The organism is Ensifer sp. Root127, assembly GCF_001425225.1.
In the GTDB taxonomy this organism is placed as follows: domain Bacteria; phylum Pseudomonadota; class Alphaproteobacteria; order Rhizobiales; family Rhizobiaceae; genus Ensifer; species Ensifer canadensis.
The window spans coordinates 269375-293804 of sequence record NZ_LMDX01000051.1 but is presented as its reverse complement, the minus strand read 5'-3'; the positions used below and the strand labels follow the sequence as shown (position 1 = coordinate 293804).

The following is a 24430-nucleotide window of genomic DNA, read 5'->3' as shown; positions in this document are numbered from 1 at the left end:
GCACGCACGTGATGGGCGGCTGTAGTCAGATCAGGCGACATAGACATATCTCCGCCGGCTCCAGGCCTGGATCGAGTTGATGACGAGCAGCATGGCAAAGGAGATCACCAGCATCACCGCGGCAATGGCGGTGGCGGCGGGATAATTAAACTCTTCCAGCCGGATGACGATCARRAGCGGGGCGATCTCGGAGACGTAGGGCAGGTTGCCGGCGATGAAGATCACCGARCCGTATTCRCCGACGCCGCGGGCAAAGGCGAGCGCAAAGCCGGTCAGCCCAGCCGGCAGCAGYCCCGGCAACAGCACCCGGCGGATCGTCTGGAAGCGGCTGGCGCCGAGCGTGGCGGCGGCCTCCTCCACTTCCTTGTCGATCTCCTCCATGATCGGCTGCACGGTCCGGACGACGAARGGCAGGCCGACGAAGATCAGCGCGATGACGATGCCGATGGGGGTGAAGGCGATCTTGATGCCAAGYGGGGCCAGCAGCGCGCCGATCCAGCCATTCGGGGCATASAGYGTCGCCAGCGCAATGCCGGCGACCGCCGTCGGCAGCGCRAACGGCAGGTCGACCATGGCGTCGATCACCCGCTTGCCGGGGAAACGATAGCGCACCAGCACCCAGGCGAGGATGACGCCGAAGATCAGATTGACGATGGCGGCGACAAAGGCCGTGCCGAAACTGATCCTGAGTGCATTGAGCGTGCGGGTTGCCGCGACCATGGCGTCGATCACCCGCTTGCCGGGGAAACGATAGCGCACCAGCACCCAGGCGAGGATGACGCCGAAGATCAGATTGACGATGGCGGCGACAAAGGCCGTGCCGAAACTGATCCTGAGTGCATTGAGCGTGCGGGTGTCGAGCGCCAGCGTCATGAACTGCGACCAGCCAAGGCCGCTCGAGCGCCAGATCAGCCCCGACAAAGGAATGAGGATGATCAGCACCAGCCAGAATAGCGTGACGCCGAGCGCCAGACCGAACCCCGGAAGCACGCTCGGCTGGCGAAACCGCCAGCGCCTGTTGTGGCCACGCTCTCTCAAATCCAACTCACCTCTCATGCGCCAGGTAAAAAACCCAGGCGGTCCTCAATAATGCCCGCAATCCCCATGTGGGCCCACTGCACAATTTCCTCCTCAAATCGGAAACGGTTTTACGAGGAAATTTGCAGCAAGTTCAAAGCGCTACAGCGTCCCTTTGCGCGTCATATTTGACGCGCGGCGCTGTAGCACGCGATCGGCCGGATCGAATGGTCCGGCCGATCTTCTCGTGTCATGAACAGGGTCGATTATTGCCCCGGCTTGTAGATCTGGTCGAACACACCACCGTCGCCGAAGAACTTCGGTTGCGCTTCCTTCCAGCCGCCAAAGTCCTCGATCGTCACCAGCTTGAGATCACCGAAGCGAGCGACATCCTTGGGGTCGGCAGCCGCCGGCTTGAACGGGCGATAGTAATGCTTCGCCGCGATTTTCTGGCCGGCGTCGCTGTAGAGGTAACCGAGATAGGCCTCGGCGACTTTGCGCGTACCCTTGGCATCGACATTGCCGTCAACCAGCGCGACCGGCGGCTCGGCCTTGATCGAGATCGACGGGGTGACGATGTCGAAATTATCCGGGCCGAGTTCCTCGAGCGAAAGATAGGCTTCGTTTTCCCAGGCGAGCAGCACGTCGCCAAGGCCGCGCTGGACGAAGGTCGTGGTCGAGCCGCGCGCACCGGTATCGAGCACCGGCACATGCTTGAACAGATCGGTAACGAATGCCTGCGCCTTGGCATCGTCGCCGCCATTGGCCGCACGTGCGTAGGCCCAGGCTGCCAGGAAGTTCCAGCGTGCGCCGCCCGAGGTCTTCGGGTTCGGCGTGATCACCTGGATGTCGTCCTTGACAAGATCGCCCCAGTCCTTGATGCCTTTCGGGTTGCCCTTGCGCACCAGGAAGACGATCGTCGACGTGTAGGGTGCGCTGTTATTTTCGAACTTGGTCTTCCAGTCTGCCGGGATCTTTCCGGTTTCCTTGGCGATCGCGTCGATGTCCGCCTCAAGCGCCAGCGTCACGACGTCGGCCTGCAGTCCGTCGATCACGGAGCGGGCCTGCTTGCCGGAGCCGCCATGCGATGTCTGGATCGTCACGGTTTCGCCGGTGTCCGCCTTCCACTTTTCAGCGAAGGCGGCGTTGAAGTCCTTGTAAAGTTCACGTGTCGGGTCATAGGACACGTTCAGGATCGTCGTGTCGGCAAAAGCCACACTTGCAGCACCAAGCTGCAGGCCTCCGACTACAATTGCCAGTCCCACAATTCCGGTAATTCGTCCAAAGCCCATCTCGACCTCCATCGGTTACCAGATAAAACTATCAATTTAATCGACTGCTTCAACGCAAACTGATGATGCGGGAGGTGGCTATCGGGAAAAGTCCTATCGTTGTTGTGCCTTTTTAAGGAACGGTTTGCCCAACGCCTGCTTGGCCGCCGATTTCCTGCCGTTGGCGAGCCGGCCGGAGGATAGCATGAGCCTTGTGAAGCGCACATCAAAATTGCGGATGAGCAATGCGATCGGTCGGCCGCGTCTGCACGCCCTCGACGATGCGATCGCCTGGGATGCGACCTAGCGAGCGAGAAGCGGGCCTTGGAAAGTTCAGCCAGATGGCGGTTGTGGCAGTTGAGGTCAGTTGGCTAGAGCACGTGGCCGCGGGCGACAATCGGCCAGATAGCCTTGGGCTCGTCGCCTTCGACGATATGCACGGCGTCGACCATGTTGGTCACGACGCAGGCGTGATTGGGAACGATGCGCAGCTGCTGACCGACCGTCAGACCGATCGGCCCGTCGCTCACCAGCCTGCCGTGCTCCTCGGAGAGCTGGTCTATGCGGATGTCGTCGCGGCCGAGCACATGGCCATAGCCGGTGAGACCCAGGAGGTCGGCGGTCAGGACCTTACTGCCGGCATCGATGATCGCGCGGTGCTCCGACGGCACCGAGACGACGGTCGCCAGCACCGTGAGGGCGCAATCGTCCCAGGTTGCCGCGCCGCGCGAAACGAGGGAACGGTCGTTGTAGATATAGGTGCCGGGTCGATATTCGGTTGCAACAGGCGCGCCGGCAGCATGCATCATGCTCGGCGTGCCGCCTGAGGTGATCGCAGGCACGGTCAGGCCGTCCGCCTCAATCAGGCGCTTGGCCTCGCTCATGAAGGCCTGAACCTTTGCCTCGCCCGCAATCGGCGGGTAGGTCATCAGGCCGGCGAATTCGATACCCTTGGCATCATTGATCAGGCGGGCCAGACGGGCGGCTTCCACGGGCGAAGCGACGCCACAACGGTCCGCGCCGGTGTTGCATTCGACGAACACCCGAAGCGGCTTGCCCTTGGTCGAGAAGTGACCGGAAAGTCCATTGATGACCGTCTCGTTGTCGGCGACAACGGCCAGCGCGATGCGTCCGTTAAGGCGCTCGAGCCGGTCGAGCTTGGGCGTTCCGAGAATGTTGTAGGTGATGAGGACATCGTTGATCCGCGCACTACCGTCCACCATCGCTTCAGCTTCGGTCACCTTCTGGCAGGTGATGCCGATGGCGCCGGCGTCGAGCTGCAACTCAGCCATCTGCGGCAACTTGTGGGTCTTGATATGCGGCCGAACGCGGATGCCGTTGATGTCCGCGTAGTCCTGGAACGTGCGGATGTTGCGCTTGGCGATCTCGATATCGACCAGCACGGCGGGCGTTTCGATCGGCAGGGGCATCGCTCATCACTTCCTTTTGTTGGGCGCGGCACACGGGGAAGCTACATCATCCACCCTTGACAAGTTATGACCGTCGGCATTTCATACGTCAATCCATTATTCAGGATTGTAATACTGTATAATGGAACAATGACGGGAACCCAAAAATGGGAGAATGCAGATGATCAAGACAGTTCTCGCGGCTGCCGCCATCGCAGCCGCCTCCATTACCTTGCCGGCACAGGCGCAGCAGCCAGCGAGCAAACTCGACGAAGTTCTCGCGCGCGGTCATCTGGTGCTCGGCACCGGCAGCACCAATGCGCCGTGGCACTTCAAGAGCGCCGAAGACAAGCTGCAGGGCTTCGATGTCGACATGGGCCGGATCATCGCCAAGGCGCTGTTCGGCGACCCGGAAAAGATCGAATACGTCAACCAGTCATCAGACGCCCGTATCCCGAACATTACCACCAACAAGGTGGACATCACCTGCCAGTTCATGACTGTGACCGGCGAGCGCGCCCAGCAGATTGCCTTCACCATCCCCTATTATCGCGAAGGCGTCGGCCTGATGCTGAAGTCGGACGGCAAATATGCCGACTATGCGGCGCTGAAGGCTGCCGGCTCCTCGGTGACCGTGTCGGTGCTGCAGAATGTCTATGCCGAGGCGATGGTGCATGCGGCATTGCCGGAAGCGACCGTCGATCAGTATGAATCCGTCGACCTCATCTATCAGGCGCTCGAATCCGGCCGCGCCGATACGGTGGCCACCGACCAGTCGTCGCTCGCCTGGTATATGACCCAGAACCCCGATCGCTACAAGGACGCCGGCTATGGCTGGAATCCGCAGACCTATGCCTGCGGCGTCAAGCGCGGGGATCAGGACTGGCTGAACTTCGTCAACACCGCGTTGCACGAAGCCATGACCGGGGTGGAATTCGATTTCTATGCGAAGTCGTTCAAGACCTGGTTCGGCAAGGACCTGACGCCGCCGCAGATCGGCTTTCCGGTCGAATTCAAGTAAGCCCCTCCGTTCGGTCGATCCCGTACTCGTGCGGGATCGACGCCTGTCCCGTCGGCATGGATGGCTGAAGACATGGGTTATCAGTTGAATTTCGCCGCAGTCTGGCGGTCTTTCGACCTTCTGCTCGAAGGTCTGGCTCTCAGTCTCGGCCTCGCCTTCGCGGCGATCCTCGCCGGTTGTCTCATCGGCCTCGTCACCGCCTTCGGGCTGGTGTCGAAGTCCATGGTTCTACGCAAGCCGGCCGGCTTCTATGTGACCGCGATCCGCAACACGCCGATCCTGGTGCTGGTGCTGTTCAGCTACTTTGCCCTGCCGCAGCTTGGCGTCAGGCTCGGCAAGATCGAGAGTTTCGTGCTGACGCTGGCGATCTATTCCGGCGCCTATCTCGCCGAGGTGTTCCGCGGCGGGTTGCTTTCCGTGCCTCCTGGCCAAAGGGAGGCGGGACTGGCGATCGGGCTCACGGAAATGCAGATCCGCACCTCGATTATCCTGCCGCTGATGCTGCGCAATGTACTTCCCTCGCTCGGCAGCACGATGATCTCCCTGTTCAAGGATACCTCGCTTGCAGCCGCGATCGCCGTTCCCGAACTGACCTTCGAGGCGCGCAAGATCAATGTCGAAAGCTTCCGGGTGATTGAGACGTGGATCGTCGCCAGCTGCCTCTATGTCGCCACCTGTTCGCTTCTCGCCGCATTGATGCGCGCGGTCGAGCGCCGACTTGCCGTGCCGAGGTGATCGCCATGGATCTTTCGGCATTCCTCGACCAGCTCTGGATCGCCCGCATCCCCCTTCTCAAGGGTCTCGGCGTATCGGTTTCCATTTCTTTCCTGTCCATCGTTGTCGGGACGGTGCTCGGCGTCTTCGTCGGTCTCGCCCTGACCTACGGCTACAAACCCGTGCGCTTCATCGTGCGCGGCTATACCGACTTCATCCGCGGCACGCCGGTACTGGTGCTGGTTCTCGCCAGCTACTACGTGCTCAGCACCATCGGCATTGATCTCGGGCCGTTCCAGGCCGGCATCCTTGCCCTTTCGGTTTTCTGCAGCTCGCATGTGGGTGAACTGGTCCGCGGCGCGCTTCAGGCGATCCCCAAGGGACAGACGGAGGCGGCCAAGGCGATCGGCCTGACATTCCCGCAGACTTTTGCCTATATCCTTGGTCCTCAGGCTTTGCGGCAGGCCTTGCCGGCCTGGGTGAATACCGCCGCCGAAATGGTCAAGGCTTCGACGCTGCTGTCGATCATCGGCGTCGCCGAGCTTTTGCTGCGCACGCAGGAGCTGATCTCGCGCACTTTCATGAGCCTCGAGTTCTATTTCTTCGCCGGCTTCCTCTATTTTGTCATCAACTACAGCATCGAGCGCTTCGGCCGTTACGTCGAGCGCAAGACAGCCGTCCCATCGTGAGGCACCGGATCCGATGACCCAGGCACTTCTTGAAATCCGCGACCTCCACAAGCGTTATGGCCCCGTCGAGGTGCTGAAGGGCGTCGATTGCACAATGGCGCAGGGCGAGGTCATTTCGATCATCGGCTCCAGCGGCTCGGGCAAGACGACGATGCTGCGCTGCATCAACATGCTGGAGGAGTTCCAGGGCGGGTCGATCCGCATTGACGGCCAAGAGATCGGCTATGACACCGTCGCCGGCGTCAGGCGGCGCAAGCGGGAAAAGGAAATCGCCCGCCAGCGGGCAATGACCGGCATGGCGTTCCAGCAGTTCAACCTCTTTCCGCACATGAGCGCGGCGAAGAACGTCATGCTCGGCCTTATCAAGGTGCGCGGCATGGGGCGGGACGAAGCACTGTCGGTGGCCGAGAAATGGCTCGACCGGGTGGGGTTGCTCTCGCACAGGGATCATTATCCCGGCCAGCTTTCGGGCGGTCAGCAGCAGCGCGTAGCGATCGCCCGGGCGATTGCCATGAACCCGAAGCTGATGCTGTTCGACGAGGTGACCTCTGCGCTCGATCCGGAGCTTGTCAACGAGGTGCTGCAGGTGATCAAGGGGCTGGCGGAGGACGGGATGAGCATGTTGCTCGTGACGCACGAGATGCGGTTTGCCTACGAGGTGTCTTCCCGGGTGATCTTCATGAACCAGGGGCGCATCGGCGAAGAGGGCAATCCGCGGGAGATGTTCCTGAAGCCGCAGACCGAGCGCCTGGCCGAATTCCTGAAAACCTCGTCGTTCAACTGATGCACAAATACCGTTGGTAGGGGCGGTCGTGGCATCCGGGCATGAGGGCCGCGGAACAGTGCTTGCGGCGCCTCCGCCGCAGGTCGACATATCGAACGTCACTTCGCCACTCGCTTTGGGTACGCGATAGGCGCCGGGACCGAGCGAGCCCCTTTCCGCATCAACCGGAAAGCAAGGACCGACCGGTTTCCGGGTCGAACAGATGCAAGGCGCCCTCGTCGAAAGCGAATGTTCGCTCCGCATCGATGGCCAGCTGCGTGCGCGGCGGCAGGCAGGCGGTGATGCGCTGGTCGCCGATGCGCGCCGTCACCACCAGTTCCGGGCCGGTCAGCTCGACAACCTCGACGCGCGCCGTCAGCCGCAGTGCATTGGACTCGTCCGTTGCCAGCCGCAGCGCCTCCGGGCGGATGCCGACCTTGACGCGTTGGCCATTCTGCACCTTGCCATGAAAACGCGCCGGCAGGGCGATCGGCTGGTCGCCGCCTTCCACGCGCAAACTGCTGTCTGATACTTCAGCCTCAAAAATGTTCATCGGCGGCGAGCCGACGAAGCCCGCGACATAAAGCGTGGCCGGGCGATCGTAGATCTCTTCCGGCGTGCCGAGCTGTTCGATGCGGCCGTCGCGCATGACGGCGATGCGGGTTGCAAGCGTCATCGCCTCGATCTGGTCATGGGTGACATAAACAACCGTCGTCTTCAGCAATTGGTGCAGGCGCTTCAGCTCGGTGCGCATCTCCATGCGCAGCTTGGCATCGAGGTTCGACAGCGGCTCGTCGAAGAGGAAAACCTGCGGGTTTCGCACGAGCGCCCGGCCGATGGCGACGCGCTGTCGCTGGCCGCCAGAGAGCTGGCTCGGCTTGCGCTCAAGCAGGTTTTCGATCTGCAGCAGCTTCGCTGTCTCAATGACCGCCTTTTCCCGTTCCGGCGCCGGAACTTTACGCATTTCGAGGCCGAAACCGATGTTGCGGGCAACGCTCATGTTTGGGTAGAGCGCATAGGATTGGAACACCATGGCGATGTCGCGATCCTTTGGGTGCATCCCGATGATCGACCGAGGCCCGATGCGGATATCGCCACCGCTCGGCTCGGCAAGGCCGGCGATGATATTGAGCAGGGTCGACTTGCCGCAGCCCGAAGAGCCGAGCAGCACGAGAAACTCGCCGCTTTCCAGCGCGATGTCGATGCCCTTCAGCGTTTCGACTTCGCCGTAGCGCTTGTGGATGTTGTGGATCTCAAGCGCGCTCATGCGATCGTCTCCTGAAGAAAGGCGGACAAGGGTTTTCCATAGCTGCGCGGCAGCGTCGAGATTGCCTCAGAGGCGATGGTGACGCCGGTGCGAAGGCAGTTTTCCAGCGGCATTCCGGCGGCAAGGGCTGCAAGGAACCCGGCGTTGAACACGTCGCCCGCGCCGATCGTGTCGATCACTTTGACCGTGGGCGCGACGACGGAGACGATGTCTCCGGTCGGGCCGAGGGCAAGGGCGCCGTTCGGCCCGCGCTTGACGACGACGATCGCGTCGGCCGGCATGTGGGACTTGAGCGCGCGCGCTGCCTCTGCCGCATCGACAAGGCCCGTCAGCGTCGTCGTCTCGACCTCGTTGAAGAGCGCGAGCCGACAGCGTTTCAGCCAGCCGATCGTCGCCGCGCAGTTGGCATCCGTCCAGCCGTCGAGCGGCCAGCCGGTGTCGAGTGCCACGGCGATGTCATGCGCCTCGGCCCAGTCGAAGACATCGTCATAGGCGGCGGTCAGCGCGTCGGTGAGGAAGGAGCCGGCAAGCAGCGCCAGACCGCCACGCAGGTGCTCGCCGTCGAGCATTGTCCGGATTTCGTCGAAATTTAAGAGCGGTAGGTGTCCACGGGTGGTGAAGAAGGTGCGCTCGCCGTCCGGATGGGTAATGCCGACCGACAGCGTCGTGCCGACGTTTTCGACCGGCCAGCCACTGGCCCGCTCGGCAAAGGCGTCTTTCAGCCAGGTGCCGAACTGATCGTTACCGATGTTGGCGGCGATCGCATAATCGACCCCAAGCGAATCCCAGGCAAGCGCGCTGTTGCCGGCGCAGCCGCCGACGCGCAGCTCATCGTGATCGACGATGATTTCGGTGCCGGCCTTTGGCCAGGGTGCGGCCGGCCCGAGGATCAGATCGACGTTGACGTTGCCGATGACGACAAGAGGACGCATGCTTCATTCGCTCCGGGTAATCTTGGTCGATCGGACCGGCGTTCCGGCATCGACGACACGCGCCTCGGCAAAGGCGATCATGAACAACTGCGCCACAGGCAGCATCGCAAAGATCGCGGCCATGCCGGCGGCCGGTTTGAAGGAAAGCGTGGTCACGCCAGGGATTGGTGCCTCGCCGGAGGCATCAAAGACGACAACCGGAGAACCGGCTTCGGCTGCGGAAACCGCCATGACGCTGACGAGGCCGGCAGTTGCATCGGCGGCGCGAAACAAGACGACGCCGACCGACGGGCCGAGCATTTCCATTGGCCCGTGCCGCAGCTGCCCGCCTTCGAGCGAGAAGCAGGGCAGCCGGGACAACTCGGTCAGACCGAGCCCGATCGCTTCGGCAAGTCCCTGAAGTTGGCGGCCGGACGTTACCACGGCGCGGACATCCGCAAGCGCTGCGAGCGCCGAAGTCGTGTCGGGCGCCTGAGGCGCTTCGATCGCCTGCAATGCCGCAGATGCGTCGTCTCCGAGGGCGGCAAGGATCGAGAGGTGCAGCGCGAAGCTGATCGTCAGGCTGCGTGTCGCGGCAAATGCCTTTTCGGTGCCACCGACGCCGACCAGCGATGGGGCGCTGCGGGCCAAGAAGGATCCCTCTTCGAGGGTCAGGCCGAAGGTGTCGCCGGTCGCCCCATTGGTCTCGGCGAACCAGCGCAGAACCTCCGCACTTTCACCGGACTGCGACGTGACGAGGATCGTCTTGCCTTCGATCGCCAGCGGCTGGCCCAGCTGTTCGGACAGCGGCAGCGCGATCGCGTCGATGCCGTGGGCCCGGTAGAGCGGTTCGAGCGCGCGACCAACCGCATGCGAGCCGCCCATTCCGAGCAGTAACAGCTTGCCGGTCGATCTGAGCGATGCAGCGATCCTGCCGTTGAGCGCCTGTGCGGCGTGGAACGAGGCGACGGCGTCAGCGGCCTGACGGGCCATTTCGCGGTCTATTGCAATGAGCCCGGCCGGGCGGTTTGTGGTATCGCTCATGGTCATCCCTTGACGCCGCCGCTGGTGAGCCCGGAGATCAGGGCTTTTTGCATGATGAGGCCGATCAGCACCGGAGGCAGGGCGGCTAGCACGCCGGCGGTCGCAATCAGTCCGTAGTCGGAAACGCGGCCGCCGGCGAGATCGGCGATGGCGACCGTCAGGGTTTTTGCGCGCAGGTCCGAGGTGAACAGCAGCGCATAGAAGAATTCGTCCCAGGCAAGCAGAAAGGCAAAGAGTGCCGAGGTCGCCATCACGGGGGCGGCGAGCGGCAGGGTGATCAGCCTGAGGATCTGATCCAGCCTGGCGCCGTCGATCATGGCAGCGCTCTCGATCTCCTTGGGAATGGAATCGAAGCCGGACTTCAGCAGCCAGGTGGTGAAGGGCGCAAGGATGGTGAGATAGACGAGTGCAAGGCCGAAGACCGAATTCAACAGGCCGAGAGTGGCAAGGCCCATATAGAGCGGCACCGCCAGCGCCACCGGCGGCAGCATGTAGGTGGCGATCACCGCGTAAAGCGACCAGGAGACGGTGGGCGTGCGCGACACGGCCCAGGCCGAGGGAATGGCAACGGCGATGGCGGCAAGCGTCGCCATGCCGGCGACCTTCAGGCTATTGAAGAGCGAAGCGACGAAGGCCGCGCCGGCGGTGTTTTCGAGCGTGGTCAGCAGCAGCCCATAGCGCGACAGATCGATCTCATCAGGCCACCAGTTGAGCGGCTTTGCCGAAAGGTCGGCCGCAGACGAGATGCTCATGACGAAGAGCCACACAACAGGCGCCAGGATGACGGCCGTCAGCAACAGGGCGCAGGCGTAGATGAAGGCAGTGAACAGTGGGCTCTGGCGTTCCATCAGGTGGCTCCCGCGGCTTTGCGCACAAGTGCGGCATAGGCGACCGCAAGTACGGTCACCAGCAGTGTGACGATCAGCGCCAGCGAGGCGCCGGACCCTGCCCGCTGAAACGAGAAAGCTTCCTGATAGACGAGGATCGACAGCGTGCGCGTGCTGTTGGCCGGGCCGCCGCGTGTCATCACCCAGATGAGGTCGAAGACCTTGAAGGCTTCGATTGTGCGCAGCACCAGCGCCACGAGCAGAGGGCCGGCGAGATAGGGCATGATGACATAGCGGAAGCGGTTGAACGGGCCTGCGCCATCGACGAGCGAGGCGGCCGTGATGTCGCGCGGCACCGCCTGGAGAGCTGCAAGCGCGATCAGGGCAACGAGCGGAAAGTTCTTCCAGCAGTCGGCGACGATCAGGGCTGTCAGCGCCGAGCTGGGCTCGCCGAGCCAGGAGCGATAGCTGTCGATCAGGCCGATCTGCATCAGGGCCGCGTTCAGTGCACCATATTCCGGATTGTAGATCAGCCGCCACAGCGTCGCGTTGACGACCGTCGGCAGCGCCCAGGGCAGGATCATCAAGGCGCGCAATGCCGTGCGGCCGCGGAATTGCTGATTGAGCAGCAGGGCCGCCAGCACGCCGATCACCATTTCGGCGGTCACCGAGACAACCGCAAACCATGTGGTCGTGACCAAGGCCCGCATGAAGTTCGAACCGCCGAGCACCTTGGCATAGTTGTCGAGGCCGACGAAGCTGCCTTCGGTGCCGACGAGCTTTGCGTCAGTGAACGAAAGCCTGACGGTGTCGACCAACGGCCAACCGATGACAGCGATCATGACTGCGAGCAGCGGCAGCATCAGCAGCCACGCGCGTGTTGTTATCCAGGTACCGGACATGGGATGGAAACCTTTTAGGCCATCTACAGCGCCGCGCATCAGATATGACGCGCAAAGCACGCTGTAGCGCTTTAAACCTGCGGCATAATTCCTTAAGTCGATTCCGATTCAAGGAATTATGCCGTGGGCTCATGCTATTGCCGGTGAAACCGTTCCGGCAAGTCCCGGGCGGCAGGGCCACCCGGGAGGTCGAAGCCGTGGGGTCAGAGACCGCTGTTTTCGGCGGCGGTCTTGAGTGCATCCTCGGCGGAGGCCTGTCCAAGCAACGCTTCCTGGATCGCCTGCTGCAGGGCTGTCGAAAGCTCCTGGTACTTCGGCGTCGTCGGGCGAGGATACATGGCGGCAAGGCCGAGCTTGGCGGCGGCGATCAGCTCTTCCTGGCCCTTGGTGACATTGGCGTCTTCATAGGACGAGGCCCAGATCGGCAGGCTCAGCTTGGCATAGGCATTCTGCGTCGGCTGCGATGTCATGTGGACGATGTACTTCCACGCTTCGTCCGGGTGCTTGCTGGTCGAGGTGATGCCGAGGCCCATCGACCCGTTGACGGCCGACACCTCGCTCTTGCCCGCAACACCCGGTGCCGGCACGACGCCGACCTTGCCGGCAACCTTGCTTTCCTTGGGGTCGTTGGCGAGGTTGTACATGTAGGTCCAGTTGAGCGCGAAGGCGGCTTCACCGTTCTGGAAGACCTTGCGAACGTCTTCCTCGAGGAATTCCTTCGAGTTCGGATTGGTCAGGCCCGACGAATAGCTCGTGACCATGTAGTTGAGCGCGTCGAGACCGCCGCCGGACGTGAAGGCAGGCTTGCCGCCGTCGATGAACTTGCCGCCATAGGCGCTGACAAGCGTGGTGTAGTCGCAGATCGCGGCTTCGGCCTGCGACCAGCTCCAGGCGATCGGCGTTGCGAGCAACCCCTTGTCCTTGATGATCTTGGCCTGTTCCGTCAGTTCGTCCCAGGTTTTCGGCGGCGCCTTGATGCCGGCCTTTTCAAGGATTTCCTTGTTGTAGAACAGGTATTTTGTGTCGAGGATCCAAGGCATGCCGTAGCGCTTGGCGTCATATTCGACCGTCGTCCAGGCGCCCGGCAGCACGCCGGATTTCATCTCGTCGGTGATCCGGTCGGAGACGTCGACCAGCACCTTGTTGGCGGCGTATTCGGCCGGCCAGATCACGTCGAAGAGCACGACGTCGTAGCCGCCGCCGGAGCCCTGCGCCAGCACGGTCTTGTCATGCAGGCCTTCGTAGGGAACGAATTCGAGGTTCACCTTCACGTCGGGATTGGCCTTGGTGAAGGCCTCGGTCATGGCGCGCACGTCGGCTTCGCTATAGGCCGCCTGCGCCATGAACAGCGCATTGAGTGTGGTTTCAGCATAGGCGTGGCCGGCAAAGGACAAGCCGAGCAAGGTTGCGCTGAGCAACGTGGTTTTAATGGATTTCAACATTCCTGCCTCCAATAACTGAGCGGTTCAGTTTTGCCGATACACCTCCCCGGTGCACCGAATATAAGAAATCCGCCCGCTTGCGGACGGCCGTCGACATATCTATCGGAGCGCTGGTGACGACCTTTGGCCATGACCTTCGTTCCCCTGGAGCTCTTTGCGGCTCTCAATTAAGTCAATTGTCTTGACTTATTTCTTGTTCAATATTCTAACAGTGTCAAGAGGGTTTTGAGGATGAATGATTTACGCCCGATCCGGGCAAAGAGCGGCACCAACCAGGAAGGGGCGAGCGCCCACAACCGTCGTGTCATGATCGACGCGTTGCGGTTGAACGGGCAGCTGTCCCGCGCCGATCTTGCCCGTGCGACGGCGCTGACGAAGCAGACGGTTTCAAACATCATCGAAGAGCTTGAACGTGACGGGCTGGTTCAGTCGCTGGCAGTCGTTCGCAGCGGCCGGGGACAGCCGTCGACGCCCTATCGTCTGGTTGCCGAGGGCGCCTTCGCGATCGGCCTGCAGATCGACAGGCATGTCACACGCACCATCGCCGTCGACCTGGTGGGTACGGTCCTGGCGCGCCGGGAGGCCAACCTTCCGGCGGGCGGGCCGGCGACCGGCGTGAAAACCATTCTCGACCTGATCGAAAAGACCCGAAGCGACCTGGCGTCGATCGCGCCGCAATCGGAGGATCGCCTCGTCGGGCTCGGTGCGGCGATGCCCGGTCCCTTCGGTATCGACGCCGACGCTGACGATCCCTGGATGATGGCGGCGTGGCAGAATTTCCCGCTGCTCGAAACGCTTGCTGCAGGCACAGGTCTCGATGTCGGCCTGCAGAACGACTCGGCCGCTGCAGCGACGGCCGAGCGCCTGGTCGGCGCCGCCCATGGCGTCGATCACGCGATCTGCATCTATCTCGGCTACGGCCTTGGCGCCGGGCTGATCCTCAACGGCGAGCTTTATCGCGGTGCCAATGGCAATGCCGGCGAGATCGGCATGATTCTCAGTCTGCCGCGCGGTGCTGCCGAGCATGAGCGCACCCCGCTTGAATACCGCGCGTCGATAGCCTCTCTGTGCAAGCTACTCGCGCTCGATCCTGCCGATCCGGACCTCTATGCCCACATTGATGCGGCCGTGGAGAGTGAAGATATCAGGTTGCCCGGTTGGCTCGATGCGGCCGTCTACGAACTGCGCGCGGCTGTCCAGGCACTCGAAACCATCTTCGACCCGCAGACGGTGATCCTGTGCGGCGGGCTTCCGCCCGGCCTGGCGCGGCTGGTCACGGATGCGATGCAACCGCTGCTTCCGTCACTCGCCGATCGCCGTGATCGCAGTCTGCCGCGCCTGCAGGTCGGCTTCACCGATCCCTGGGCGGTCGCGATCGGCGCTGCCGCCGAGCCGATCAGCCGCACATTTGACCCGCGCTTTTCGGCAATCCTGAAGACCCGCGCCGCCGACCATTCCTGAGGCTGCGGCTTGCGGCGCGTCATCGGCGCCGATCAGGTCCCCGGCTCGTCAAGGCGTGCAAGTTCGGCATATTCGGCCGCGAGAAAGTCGAGCAGAGCCCTGACCGAGGGAAGCAGGCCGCGCCGCGATGGAAAGGCTGCGTGAATGATGCCTGATCGGGGCGCCCAGTCGGGCAGCACGTCGACCAGCGTTCCGTCCTTCAGGTCCTGCCTGACGACCATGGTCGGCAGCTGGGTGACGCCGACGCCTTTCAGGGCGGCGAGGCGCAGGGCCACCATATCTTCGGTGACAAGCCGCGGGTGATGGCGGACAATGGCATTGGCACCATCAGGACCGTCCAGACACCACTCATGCTCCTGCCGGTTGGAATTCCATGCCAGGCTCGGAAGGGCCGTGAGATCGGCGGGCTTCAGCGGTCGTGCATCCTGACCGAGCAGTCCGGGGCTGGCGACCAGGCGCTGCCCGCTTTCAGCCAGCCTCTTGATCACGAGATCGCTCTCCTCGAGCGGTGGAAAACGAACGCGGATGGCCACGTCTATGCCTTCGCGCAGCACATCCACTTGCCTATTGGTGCTTTTTTCGAGCACCACCTCGACCTTCGGGCAGCCGGCCATGAAGCGGGCAATCATCTCGCCGACCTGGAAATAGAGGACCGAGGAGGGACAACTGACATGCACGACGCCCTGCGGTTCGGAGCGCATACGGTCGATCACCTCCTGCGCGGCTTCCGCCTCGACCAGCATCGCCACACAATGGCGATAGTACTCCCTGCCGATATCCGTCACGACGAAGTGGCGCGTCGAACGCTGAACAAGGCGGACGCCAAGCTGTTCTTCCAGCAAGCCGATGCGGCGGCTCAGCCGCGAACGCGGCATATTGAGCTTGCGCGCGGCCGCAGCAAAACCGTTCTGCTCGACGACATCGACGAAAAGCTTAAGATCGTTCAGGTCCTGCATGGCGGATGATTGTCCTATTGATAGGACACTATAGTCCGATTTGGCTGTCTACCGCCAGATTTGTCGCGAGAATATGTTCCTCCCAACGTCATCGCTTGCAAGGCGATGCACAAGGAGAAACACCAATGCGCAAGATACTCGGCATTTTTGGAAACGTCCGGCAGCACTGGGTTGGCGATGGTTTTCCGGTCCGTTCGCTGCTGTCCCATGACAGCGTCGGCGAACATGCAAGCCCGTTCCTGCTGCTCGACTATGCCGGTCCAGCAGAATTTGCACCGGCCAGCCGGCCGCGTGGCGTCGGCGTGCATCCGCATCGCGGCTTCGAGACGGTGACCATCGTCTATCGCGGCGAAGTGGATCATCGCGACTCGGCAGGCAATGGCGGCCATATCGGTCCCGGCGACGTGCAATGGATGACGGCCGCCGCCGGCATCCTTCACGAAGAATACCATTCCGACGCCTTCACCAAACAGGGCGGGACGCTGGAGATGGTCCAGCTCTGGGTCAACCTGCCGGCGCGCGCCAAATCCGCAAAGCCTGGTTACCAGACGCTGGTCAACGGCGACATTCCGACGGTGACGCTGCCGGAGGATGCCGGGACGCTGCGGGTGATCGCCGGCGCGTTCGACGGTCGCAATGGACCTGCGAAGACATTTACCCCGATCAATCTTTGGGACCTCCGCCTGAAACGGGGTGGCTCTCTTGCACTCGACCTGCCTGAGAGCCATTCGGTCGGCCTGGCGGTGCTACACGGCACCGTGCTGGTGAACGGCAGCGATCTGATCGGCGAAGCCCAGTTCGGCCTCCTCGGCCGCGAAGGCGGCGCCATTACGCTCGACGCCAGTTCCGATGCGACCGTTCTCGTCTTGAGCGGCGAGCCGATCGATGAACCCGTGGTCATGCACGGCCCCTTCGTGATGAACACGGCCGACGAAATCCGTCAGGCCTTCGCCGACTTCCAGAACGGCAGCTTTGGCGCCGTTGCCGCACCGGCACTTTGAGTTCTCGTGGGCTCGGAACTCCGCGCCGAGCCCATGACGGCCGATCAACGGCCCGAGCACGCGGACAAGACAAAAGATGAAGGAGTCTTCACTATGGCAAAAACCTACAAGCGTCTCGACAAGGATCAGGCTGCGGTTCTGCTCGTCGACCACCAAGCGGGTCTGCTCTCGCTGGTCAGGGATATCGACCCCGACAAGTTCAAGAACAACGTTCTGGCGCTCGCGGACCTCGCGAAATACTTCAAGCTGCCGACGGTTCTGACGACCAGCTTCGAGGATGGCCCGAACGGCCCGATCGTGCCGGAACTGAAGGAAATGTTCCCGGATGCGCCGTTCATCCCGCGCCCCGGCCAGATCAATGCCTGGGACAATGAAGACTTCGTCAAGGCGATCAAGGCCACCGGCAAGAAGCAGCTGATCATTGCCGGCGTCGTCACCGAGGTCTGCGTTGCCTTCCCAGCCCTGTCCGCCCTCGAGGAAGGTTTTGACGTCTTCGTCGTCACTGACGCGTCAGGCACGTTCAACGAAATCACCCGCCATTCGGCCTGGGATCGCATGTCGCAAGCCGGCGCCCAACTGATGACCTGGTTTGGTCTCGCCTGCGAACTGCATCGCGATTGGCGCAACGACGTCGAGGGGCTGGGAACGCTGTTCTCCAACCATATCCCCGACTACCGCAACCTGATCAGCAGCTACACCACCACCAAGGCTTCCCGCTAATTGCGGTCTGGCAACAGGAGAATACCCATGACGAACGTCAACAATGTCGCCAACTTCAACGGCGCTCGCCCGGTCATCGATCCCGATGATGCGGCCATGCTTCTGATCGATCACCAGAGCGGGCTGTTCCAGACCGTCAACGACATGCCGATGCCGAAGCTGCGCGCCCATGCGGCAGCCCTTGCAAGCATGGCGACGCTGACGAAGATGCCTGTCATCACCACGGCGTCGGTGCCGCAGGGGCCGAATGGTCCGCTGATCCCCGAAATCCATGCGAATGCGCCGCATGCCACGTACATTGCGCGTCGCGGCGAGATCAACGCCTGGGACAATCCGGACTTCGTGGCGGCTGTCAAGGCGACCGGTCGCAAGACGCTGATCATTGCCGGCACCATCACCAGCGTCTGCATGGCATTCCCGGCGATCAGCGCCGTCCATGAAGGCTACAAGGTCTTCGCCGTGGTCGATGCTTCGGGTACCTACTCGAAAATGGCGCAGGAGATCACGCTTGCCCGCGTCGTCCAGGCGGGCGTTGTCCCGATGGACACGGCGGCCGTCGCTTCCGAGCTTCAGCGCACCTGGCATCGTGACGATGCGCAGCAATGGGCCGAGATCTACACCAAGATCTTCCCGGAATATCAGTTGCTGATCGAAAGCTACCTGAAGGCACAGCAGGTCGAGAAAGAGCACGAGCAATTGGATTCAGCCCGCGGCTGAACCAGCACGCACTGAGAAAACGTCGCCGGCGGGAAAATCCCTGCCGGCGACATCTGTCGCTATTTCAGGTCGATCTGCAGTACCGTCTGCAGCAGGACGTCGGTACCGCGCGCGCATTCCTCAGGCGAGGAATATTCCGCCTCGTTGTGCGACAGCCCGTCCTTGGAAGGCACGAAGATCATGGCCGTCGGGCAGATGCCGGCGATATGGGCTGCATCGTGACCGGCACCGGAGACCACTTCGGTTGCGGAATAGCTGAGTGCCTCGGCGCTGGCACGCACTGCTTCGACAGTGGCGGGTTCGAAGACGACCGGCTGCTTCGACCAGATGTGTTTGAGCCCGATCTCGGCATCGATCGCTGCGACAGCCTGCTCCAGCGCGGCCTGCATTTGGTTCAGGCCTGCTTCCGAAGGGTGACGCATATCGATCTGCAATTGCACTGTGCCCGGCACGACATTGCGGGAATTGGGGCCGACCGTGGCAAAGCCTGTTGTCCCGACACCGGGCGAATGACGGCGGGCGATGTCGCGCACGGCAAGCACGATCTCTGAAGCCGCGACCAGCGCGTCGTCGCGCTGCGCCATCGGGGTGCTGCCCGCATGCGCCTCCGTCCCGGTAATGGAGACGTCGAACCAGCGCACGCCCTGCACGCCGGTGACGATGCCGATTTCCGTCGCCGCCGCTTCCAGGAGCGGGCCCTGCTCGATGTGGAGTTCGACATAGGCGGCAAAGCCCACATGTCCGACAGGGATTTCGCCGCGATAGCCGATCGTTTCGAGCGCCGTCTTCACGGTCGTCCCGTCCCGGTCAGTCAGGGCCTCGATCGCTTCCAGGCAGGATGCGCCGGAAAAGACGCCGGACCCCATCATCGCCGGCGAGAAGCGCGAGCCTTCCTCGTTCGTCCAGTTGACGACGGTCAGGCCATGCCGCAGCACTGTGCCGGTCTCCTTTAGCGTGCGGATCAGTTCGACCCCGGCAAGAACGCCGAGGATGCCATCGAACCTGCCGCCCTGCGGCTGGGTATCAAGGTGGCTGCCGACGGCGATAGGCGGCAGTGATGGATCTTCGCCGGGGTAGGTGGCGAAGATATTGCCGATCCCGTCGACGTCGATCGTGCAACCAAGCGAGCGGCATTCGGCGACGAACCAGTCGCGGACCTGCCGGTCCTCTTCCGTCAGCGTCAACCGGGTGACGCCGCCCTTGTCGGTGCCACCGAAGCGAGCGGTCGCGACGATATCAGCCCATAGCCGGTCGCCGTTGATCCGGGGCATGTTGCTGCCGGCGGCAGGGGTTTTGCGTGGCTGGCCCGCCGCGGTCATTTCTGCTCTCCGGCCTCAGTATTCAAGCGGTAGCGGAAATCGCAATGGGACGCGCCCTGCATCACCGTTTGCGTGCGCTCGAGCGTGATGCGCGGATCGTAGCCGGTGCAGAACACGCCGTCGCGGTTGCAGGAAAGCAGGTGGCCGATATGGCCGAGCCCCATCTCGCGATAGGTCTCGGCGTAGCGACAGCGCTTGACGTTGTAGTGGAATTCGTCGTCGGTCGCCTTCGTCACCTCGATCGTCAGGGCATCGTCCTGCGTCCAGAGATCCTGCAATTCCTGGAACGTCCGCAAGTTGGTGCCGCCAGGCGTTTTCGCCGCAAACGCCTTGCCGGCCTCGATGGCGGCGCTGCTGACGGCCTTGTCGAGAATAGCCTGGGCGCGCTCCTCGCCGATCTCTTCGCGCATTGCCTCATAGATCGGCGCGATAATGCCGGCCTCGATGCGCCGTCGTGCGAGAATGCCCAACTCGCCTTCCATCGCCGCGCGCGATGTCGTGGCGCTTGCCGCCTTGTCCTGGTCTGTCATGAAAAAACCCTGCCTCCCTGTCCAACAGATGGTTGGTTCGATTGAGGGACAGGATACACCGTGACCGCGGAGACAGGGTTGCAAATCCGTGCCATTCACAAGGGCCGTTGCGCAAATATTTCGCGCCCGGCTGTATTTTTCGCGGAATTATTCTTGGCCGGTTGCGGTTGGCCGCGCGGCCTGCAGATGTCGGTGTAAAGCCATTGCGGCCTCAGCGATGACGTCAGCCAATCCGTTATCGCTGACTGCTTGAAACGAACCATTTGTAATAGGGATTGGCCGGCTCGACCTGCATCAGCAGTTCCATGTCGCGAGCCCATTCGGCGCGGTAGCCGGCATAGGCATTGAGCGAGGCCTGGTAGAAGAGCAGCAACCGGTTGTGCGCCTCGGCAATCGACGCTTTCGTCGTGGGGTCGGCGGCAACAAGCGGAAGTTCCGTCCGCAGGGCGATCAGCGCCGGAAGGATGCGCTGCAACTCGTCGGGGCGCACCCAGCTTGCATATTCGATCCGAGGCTGGTCGTCGGTCACCGGAAGTGCAGAACCCGCGTAACGTTCCAGCCCCGTGCGGTCCATCATCCAGGTCGCCAGCAGATCGGCCGGGCTGGATATGCCGACCTCGCCGAGGGCTGCGGCAATCGAGCGCTCTTTCATCCGGTCGGCAATTCGTGTCGCGTCGAGCTGTTGCGGTTCGAGCGAGCCGATGAGCAGCATCTCGTGCAGTTCCGTCGACCAGAGCGTAGCTTCGGGGAAGGTGTCGAGGAAGCTCCTGACGAGGGAGCGGGTGTCTTCGTCGTTCTGGGTTGCGATCGGCAGCCATTGCGCGACCATGCCATTCTCAGCCAGGCGGTCGCGCGCGAGGCGGTAGAAGTCCGACGAGTAGAGATTGACGACGCCGGCCGCCGATGGCGGCGGCGGCTCCAGGGTGATGAGGTCGTAGCGTTCCTGGCTGCGCAGCAGTTCGCGGCGCCCGTCGCGCAGCCGGACCTCAAGTCGGGGATCCTTGGCTGCGTCATAATTGCCCTTGAACAGGCTTGTTGCACGCGCAACGGAGGGCAATAGCTCCGCTGCCACGCGGCGTTCCAGCCCGGGATAGGCGAGCAGCGAGCCGGCGGTAATGCCGGTTCCAAGCCCGATCACCAGCGCCGACTTCGGTTCGCCCTTGTGGATGAGGAGCGGCAACAAAGCCTGCAGCCGCATGTAGCGCAGCGACGGCATGGCATCGCCGGTGTTGGAAACACCCTGGATATAGAGCCGGCGGAAGCGGCGGTCGGCTTGCCCCTGCTCGATAACCGCGACCGTGGCGCCGAGGCCCTCTTCGTAGGAAATGATTCTACCGTCGCTGCGCGACTTCGTCAGCAGAGTGGCGAGCCGGTCCGATGGCACGAGGACCGCAAGCAAAAGCGTGAGGGCGCCGAGCACGGGCACGACCAGGCGAGAGCCGGCAAGCACGCTGCCTTTGCCCCTGAAGATTGCGACAAGGCCGATCACGGCGGCGACGACCGCCAATATGGCAAAGCTGCGGATGATGCCGAGTGCCGGGATCAGCAGAAAGCCCGTGACCAGGGTTCCTGCGATGCCGCCGAGCGTGTTGAACGCCAGCACACGGCCGGTATCGCGCCCGACATGGGCGGGGTTGACCGCAAGGCGCAACGCGACTGGAAAGGCAGCACCGAGGATCAGCGTCGGAACGAAAACGATGCTCAGCGCCGCCACGACAAACCGCGCGCTCATGCCGGCAAAGATGCTGCCCGTCATGGCTGCGACCGTAGCTTCGGCATTCGTCTGCCAGGCGGTGAGCCAGGTGCCGAGCACAGCCAGTTCGAAAAGGGCGACGAGGCCGGCGGCGGTAATCAGCAGGCCGAACGCGGTCCAGGGATCGGCAAGCCGATCGGTCCGCCGCGCAAAGAGTGCTGCGCCCAGCGCAAGGCCGGCAAGGTAGGTGGCAAGCACAACGGAGAAGGCAAAGGAGCGGGTGGAGATAAATTGCACGATCGCCTGCGACCAGGCGACCTCGTAGCCGAGCGCGACGCCGCCGGCGAGCGCGTAGAGAACAAGCGCCAGGCGAGACCCACCTTCGCCAGTGGACGATGCCGGCGATGCGTCCGGCGCGGAGACGGCGAAAGCCGAACTGCGCAAGAAGCCGATAGCAGCGGCGGTTAGCCCGAGAGCGGCGGCGGCAAGGCCGGTGGCCTGGACCCCAAGCGCTGGAATGATGACGAAGGAGACGGCGAGGCAGCCGACGATCGCGCCAAGCGTATTGGCAGCGTAGAGGCGTCCGCCTTTGGTCCCGATCCCGCCGGGAGCCGACTGCAGGCCGCGCAGAAGAACAGGCAGCGTGCCGCCCATCAGAAAGGCTGGTGTGGCGACGAGCAGGATCAGCATCCCCCACGCGACAACAGGCAAGCTCGACTCGATCGAGACGAAGAGAGGCGCGATCCGCGCCAGTGCAAATGTGGCGACAACGCCGAGCAGGGCGACGCCGGTCTCAAGCAGCGCATAGAGGCGCAAGGGACGGCGGGCACGATCACCGAAGCGACCAATGGCGAAGCTGCCGAGGGCAAGGCCGAGAAAGAAGGCGCTGACGCCGGCGCTGACCGCATGCACATCGACACCGGTGACGAGCGAGAGTTGCTTGATCCAGAGAACCTGAAAGATCAGCGCGGCCGCGCCGGAAAGGAAAAGCATGAACCCGGCCATTGCGGGGCTGATGGCAAAGGCCCGTTGCTGCATGCCCTGTCTCTCGTTAGCCCCGTCGACATCGACCGAGCGTACGGGCGCGGAACTCTTTGCGGTCAATCCGGCTCACCATAGATTCTAAATGCAAAGAAAGAAAAGGCGGCGCTCGGGTGAGCGCCGCCTTCGTCAGCTTATTGGGCGGCCGGGGCCTTTTTCATGATTTCGTCGATCTTCGCATGCACGCCTTCCTCGACCTGGTCGACCGAGAAGCTCGCCGGCTTCTGGCTCGGCGGATACTCGATGAAGGTTTCCAGGAAGCTTGCGGCCTTCATGGTGGCTATCCCTGCAAGATAGACGTTCTTGGTCCTCCAGTCGTCGTACTGGTCGGAGACGATGTCGGCCCGCTCATAGGGGTCCATGCGCAGGTTGAAGATCTTCGGCACACGCAGGCAGGTGAACGGATCCTGCCAGACGTCGAAGCCACCGGGCTTGCGCATTTCGCAGAAGACCGCTTTCCAGTTGTCCCAGCGAATGGCCACGAGCTTGGCGTCGTCGTTGAAGTAGAAGAACTCGTTGCGCGCGCCCTTCGGCTGCTCGCCTAGAAGGTAGGGAAGCTGGTTGTAGCCGTCGAGGTGAACCTTGAAGTCCTTGTCGCCGAGCTTGGTGCCCGTCAACAGCCGCTCCTTGACGTCCTTGTCACCGGCAGCGGCAAGCAAGGTCGGGAACCAGTCGAGACCGGAAACCATCTCGTTGGAAACACCGGGCTTGATCTTGCCCGGCCAGCGCACCATCGCCGGCACGCGGAAGGCGCCTTCCCAGTTGGTGTCCTTCTCGCTGCGGAACGGGGTTGTCGCCGCGTCCGGCCAGGAGAACTGATTGGGCCCGTTGTCGGTGGCGTAAACGACGATGGTGTTCTCGGCGATCTTCAGGTCGTCGAGTGCCTTCAACAGCTTGCCGACATCGTTGTCGTGCTCGATCATGCCGTCGGCATAGTCATTGCCCGGCATGCCGCTCTGTCCCTTATATTCCGGCCGGATATGGGTGAACAGATGCATGCGCGTCGTGTTCATCCAGGTGAAGAAGGGCTTGCCTTCCTTGACCTGCTTTTCCATGAAGCCGATGGCTGCTGCCGTGGTCTCGTCGTCGATCGTTTCCATGCGCTTGGTGTTGAGTGCGCCGGTATCCTCAATCTTGCCGTCGGCGAACGAATGCAGCACGCCGCGGGGCGTGGCCGCCTTGACGAAGGGATCATTGGGATCCTTCGGCCAGTAGGGGCGCTCCGGCTCTTCCTCGGCATTGAGGTGATAGAGGTTGCCGAAGAATTCGTCGAAACCGTGCGCTGTCGGGAGGAAACGATCCTGGTCGCCCAGGTGGTTCTTGCCGAACTGGCCCGTCGCATAGCCGAGCGGCTTCAGCGCCTGGGCGATCGTTACGTCTCGGTCCTGGATGCCGACGGGCGCTCCGGGAACGCCGACCTTCGACATGCCGGTACGAAGCACCGACTGGCCGGTGATGAAAGTGGAGCGGCCGGCGGTGCAGCTGTTCTCGGCGTAGTAGTCCGTAAACATCATGCCTTCAGAGGCAAGCCGGTCGATATTGGGCGTCTTGTAGCCCATGACACCCATGGAATAGGCGCTGATGTTGGTCTGGCCGATATCGTCGCCGAAGATGACGAGGATATTGGGCTTGGCCGCATCCTGGGCCATTGCTGGCATGACCGATGCCGATAGCGTCGACATCAGCACGGTGCCCGCAAGCGCAAGCGCTTTCGG

At 62.6% G+C, this 24430-nt stretch carries 22 protein-coding genes; 8 read left to right on the top strand and 14 right to left on the bottom strand.

Annotation, left to right across the window (positions count from 1 at the left end; genetic code table 11):
• Window positions 1-30: 30 nt before the first annotated feature.
• The 3 genes from cysT to ASD03_RS32485 all read right to left on the bottom strand — a co-directional run bounded on the left by cysT (window position 31) and on the right by ASD03_RS32485 (window position 3718).
• The gene (gene cysT, locus ASD03_RS32495) at window positions 31-873 is read right to left on the bottom strand and encodes a sulfate ABC transporter permease subunit CysT (RefSeq protein WP_244494720.1); all 843 of its coding nucleotides are present in this window, start codon (window positions 871-873) and stop codon (window positions 31-33) included.
• Window positions 874-1283: 410 nt separating this feature from the next.
• Entirely contained in the window at window positions 1284-2309 is a 1026-nt protein-coding gene (locus ASD03_RS32490; RefSeq protein WP_057218329.1) for a sulfate ABC transporter substrate-binding protein, read from the bottom strand.
• Between the two features lie 350 nt (window positions 2310-2659).
• The gene (locus tag ASD03_RS32485) at window positions 2660-3718 is read right to left on the bottom strand and encodes a D-TA family PLP-dependent enzyme (protein WP_057218286.1); all 1059 of its coding nucleotides are present in this window, start codon (window positions 3716-3718) and stop codon (window positions 2660-2662) included.
• Window positions 3719-3878: 160 nt separating this feature from the next.
• On the opposite strand from ASD03_RS32485, the gene ASD03_RS32480 reads away from it, so the two are divergent.
• The 4 genes from ASD03_RS32480 to ASD03_RS32465 all read left to right on the top strand — a co-directional run bounded on the left by ASD03_RS32480 (window position 3879) and on the right by ASD03_RS32465 (window position 6905).
• The gene (locus ASD03_RS32480) at window positions 3879-4718 is read left to right on the top strand and encodes a transporter substrate-binding domain-containing protein (protein ID WP_057218284.1); all 840 of its coding nucleotides are present in this window, start codon (window positions 3879-3881) and stop codon (window positions 4716-4718) included.
• A gap of 72 nt (window positions 4719-4790) precedes the next feature.
• Window positions 4791-5453: an amino acid ABC transporter permease gene (locus ASD03_RS32475; RefSeq protein WP_025428472.1), complete on the top strand. Its 663-nt coding sequence runs from the start codon at window positions 4791-4793 to the stop codon at window positions 5451-5453.
• A gap of 5 nt (window positions 5454-5458) precedes the next feature.
• Complete coding sequence (locus tag ASD03_RS32470; protein WP_057211365.1) at window positions 5459-6121, top strand: amino acid ABC transporter permease; 663 nt, start codon at window positions 5459-5461, stop codon at window positions 6119-6121.
• A 13-nt stretch (window positions 6122-6134) separates the two neighbouring features.
• On the top strand, window positions 6135-6905 hold the full coding sequence (locus tag ASD03_RS32465) for an amino acid ABC transporter ATP-binding protein (RefSeq protein ID WP_057211363.1): 771 nt from the start codon (window positions 6135-6137) through the stop codon (window positions 6903-6905).
• Between the two features lie 160 nt (window positions 6906-7065).
• Here the strand turns inward: ASD03_RS32465 and ugpC are convergent, their stop codons facing one another.
• From ugpC to ASD03_RS32435, 6 genes are all read right to left on the bottom strand, one after another.
• A complete protein-coding gene (ugpC, locus tag ASD03_RS32460; protein WP_057218281.1) occupies window positions 7066-8151 on the bottom strand; it encodes a sn-glycerol-3-phosphate ABC transporter ATP-binding protein UgpC in 1086 nt (361 codons plus the stop codon).
• Window positions 8148-9083, bottom strand: coding sequence for a carbohydrate kinase family protein (locus tag ASD03_RS32455; RefSeq protein ID WP_057218278.1), 936 nt, complete (start codon window positions 9081-9083; stop codon window positions 8148-8150). Before ASD03_RS32455 ends, ugpC begins: the two co-directional genes overlap by 4 nt.
• Window positions 9084-9086: 3 nt before the next feature.
• Window positions 9087-10112: an aminotransferase gene (locus ASD03_RS32450; protein ID WP_057218276.1), complete on the bottom strand. Its 1026-nt coding sequence runs from the start codon at window positions 10110-10112 to the stop codon at window positions 9087-9089.
• The gene (locus ASD03_RS32445; protein ID WP_025428477.1) at window positions 10109-10954 is read right to left on the bottom strand and encodes a carbohydrate ABC transporter permease; all 846 of its coding nucleotides are present in this window, start codon (window positions 10952-10954) and stop codon (window positions 10109-10111) included. Before ASD03_RS32445 ends, ASD03_RS32450 begins: the two co-directional genes overlap by 4 nt.
• The gene (locus tag ASD03_RS32440) at window positions 10954-11835 is read right to left on the bottom strand and encodes a sugar ABC transporter permease (RefSeq protein WP_057218272.1); all 882 of its coding nucleotides are present in this window, start codon (window positions 11833-11835) and stop codon (window positions 10954-10956) included. The genes ASD03_RS32445 and ASD03_RS32440 overlap by 1 nt, the downstream gene beginning before the upstream one ends.
• Before the next feature lie 203 nt (window positions 11836-12038).
• Window positions 12039-13277, bottom strand: coding sequence for an extracellular solute-binding protein (locus ASD03_RS32435; RefSeq protein ID WP_025428479.1), 1239 nt, complete (start codon window positions 13275-13277; stop codon window positions 12039-12041).
• Window positions 13278-13508: 231 nt separating this feature from the next.
• On the opposite strand from ASD03_RS32435, the gene ASD03_RS32430 reads away from it, so the two are divergent.
• Window positions 13509-14738 carry an ROK family transcriptional regulator gene (locus ASD03_RS32430; RefSeq protein ID WP_025428480.1) on the top strand — a complete coding sequence of 410 codons (1230 nt, stop codon included), beginning with the start codon at window positions 13509-13511 and terminating at the stop codon, window positions 14736-14738.
• A 32-nt stretch (window positions 14739-14770) separates the two neighbouring features.
• Here the strand turns inward: ASD03_RS32430 and ASD03_RS32425 are convergent, their stop codons facing one another.
• The gene (locus tag ASD03_RS32425; RefSeq protein WP_057218270.1) at window positions 14771-15694 is read right to left on the bottom strand and encodes a LysR substrate-binding domain-containing protein; all 924 of its coding nucleotides are present in this window, start codon (window positions 15692-15694) and stop codon (window positions 14771-14773) included.
• Window positions 15695-15819: 125 nt separating this feature from the next.
• Here ASD03_RS32425 and ASD03_RS32420 point away from each other — a divergent pair, with 125 nt between their 5' ends.
• From ASD03_RS32420 to ASD03_RS32410, 3 genes are all read left to right on the top strand, one after another.
• Complete coding sequence (locus ASD03_RS32420) at window positions 15820-16695, top strand: pirin family protein (protein WP_057218268.1); 876 nt, start codon at window positions 15820-15822, stop codon at window positions 16693-16695.
• A 93-nt stretch (window positions 16696-16788) separates the two neighbouring features.
• A complete protein-coding gene (ycaC, locus tag ASD03_RS32415) occupies window positions 16789-17415 on the top strand; it encodes an isochorismate family cysteine hydrolase YcaC (protein WP_025428483.1) in 627 nt (208 codons plus the stop codon).
• A gap of 27 nt (window positions 17416-17442) precedes the next feature.
• Window positions 17443-18132: an isochorismatase family protein gene (locus tag ASD03_RS32410; RefSeq protein WP_057218266.1), complete on the top strand. Its 690-nt coding sequence runs from the start codon at window positions 17443-17445 to the stop codon at window positions 18130-18132.
• A 59-nt stretch (window positions 18133-18191) separates the two neighbouring features.
• Here the strand turns inward: ASD03_RS32410 and ASD03_RS32405 are convergent, their stop codons facing one another.
• The 4 genes from ASD03_RS32405 to ASD03_RS32390 form a co-directional block, all read right to left on the bottom strand.
• Window positions 18192-19451 carry a Zn-dependent hydrolase gene (locus ASD03_RS32405; protein WP_057218264.1) on the bottom strand — a complete coding sequence of 420 codons (1260 nt, stop codon included), beginning with the start codon at window positions 19449-19451 and terminating at the stop codon, window positions 18192-18194.
• A complete protein-coding gene (locus ASD03_RS32400; protein WP_057218261.1) occupies window positions 19448-19981 on the bottom strand; it encodes an L-2-amino-thiazoline-4-carboxylic acid hydrolase in 534 nt (177 codons plus the stop codon). The genes ASD03_RS32405 and ASD03_RS32400 overlap by 4 nt, the downstream gene beginning before the upstream one ends.
• Before the next feature lie 235 nt (window positions 19982-20216).
• The gene (locus tag ASD03_RS32395; protein ID WP_244494339.1) at window positions 20217-22778 is read right to left on the bottom strand and encodes a fused MFS/spermidine synthase; all 2562 of its coding nucleotides are present in this window, start codon (window positions 22776-22778) and stop codon (window positions 20217-20219) included.
• 71 nt (window positions 22779-22849) lie between these two features.
• Complete coding sequence (locus tag ASD03_RS32390; RefSeq protein WP_057218327.1) at window positions 22850-24397, bottom strand: arylsulfatase; 1548 nt, start codon at window positions 24395-24397, stop codon at window positions 22850-22852.
• Between the last annotated feature and the right edge of the window lie 33 nt (window positions 24398-24430).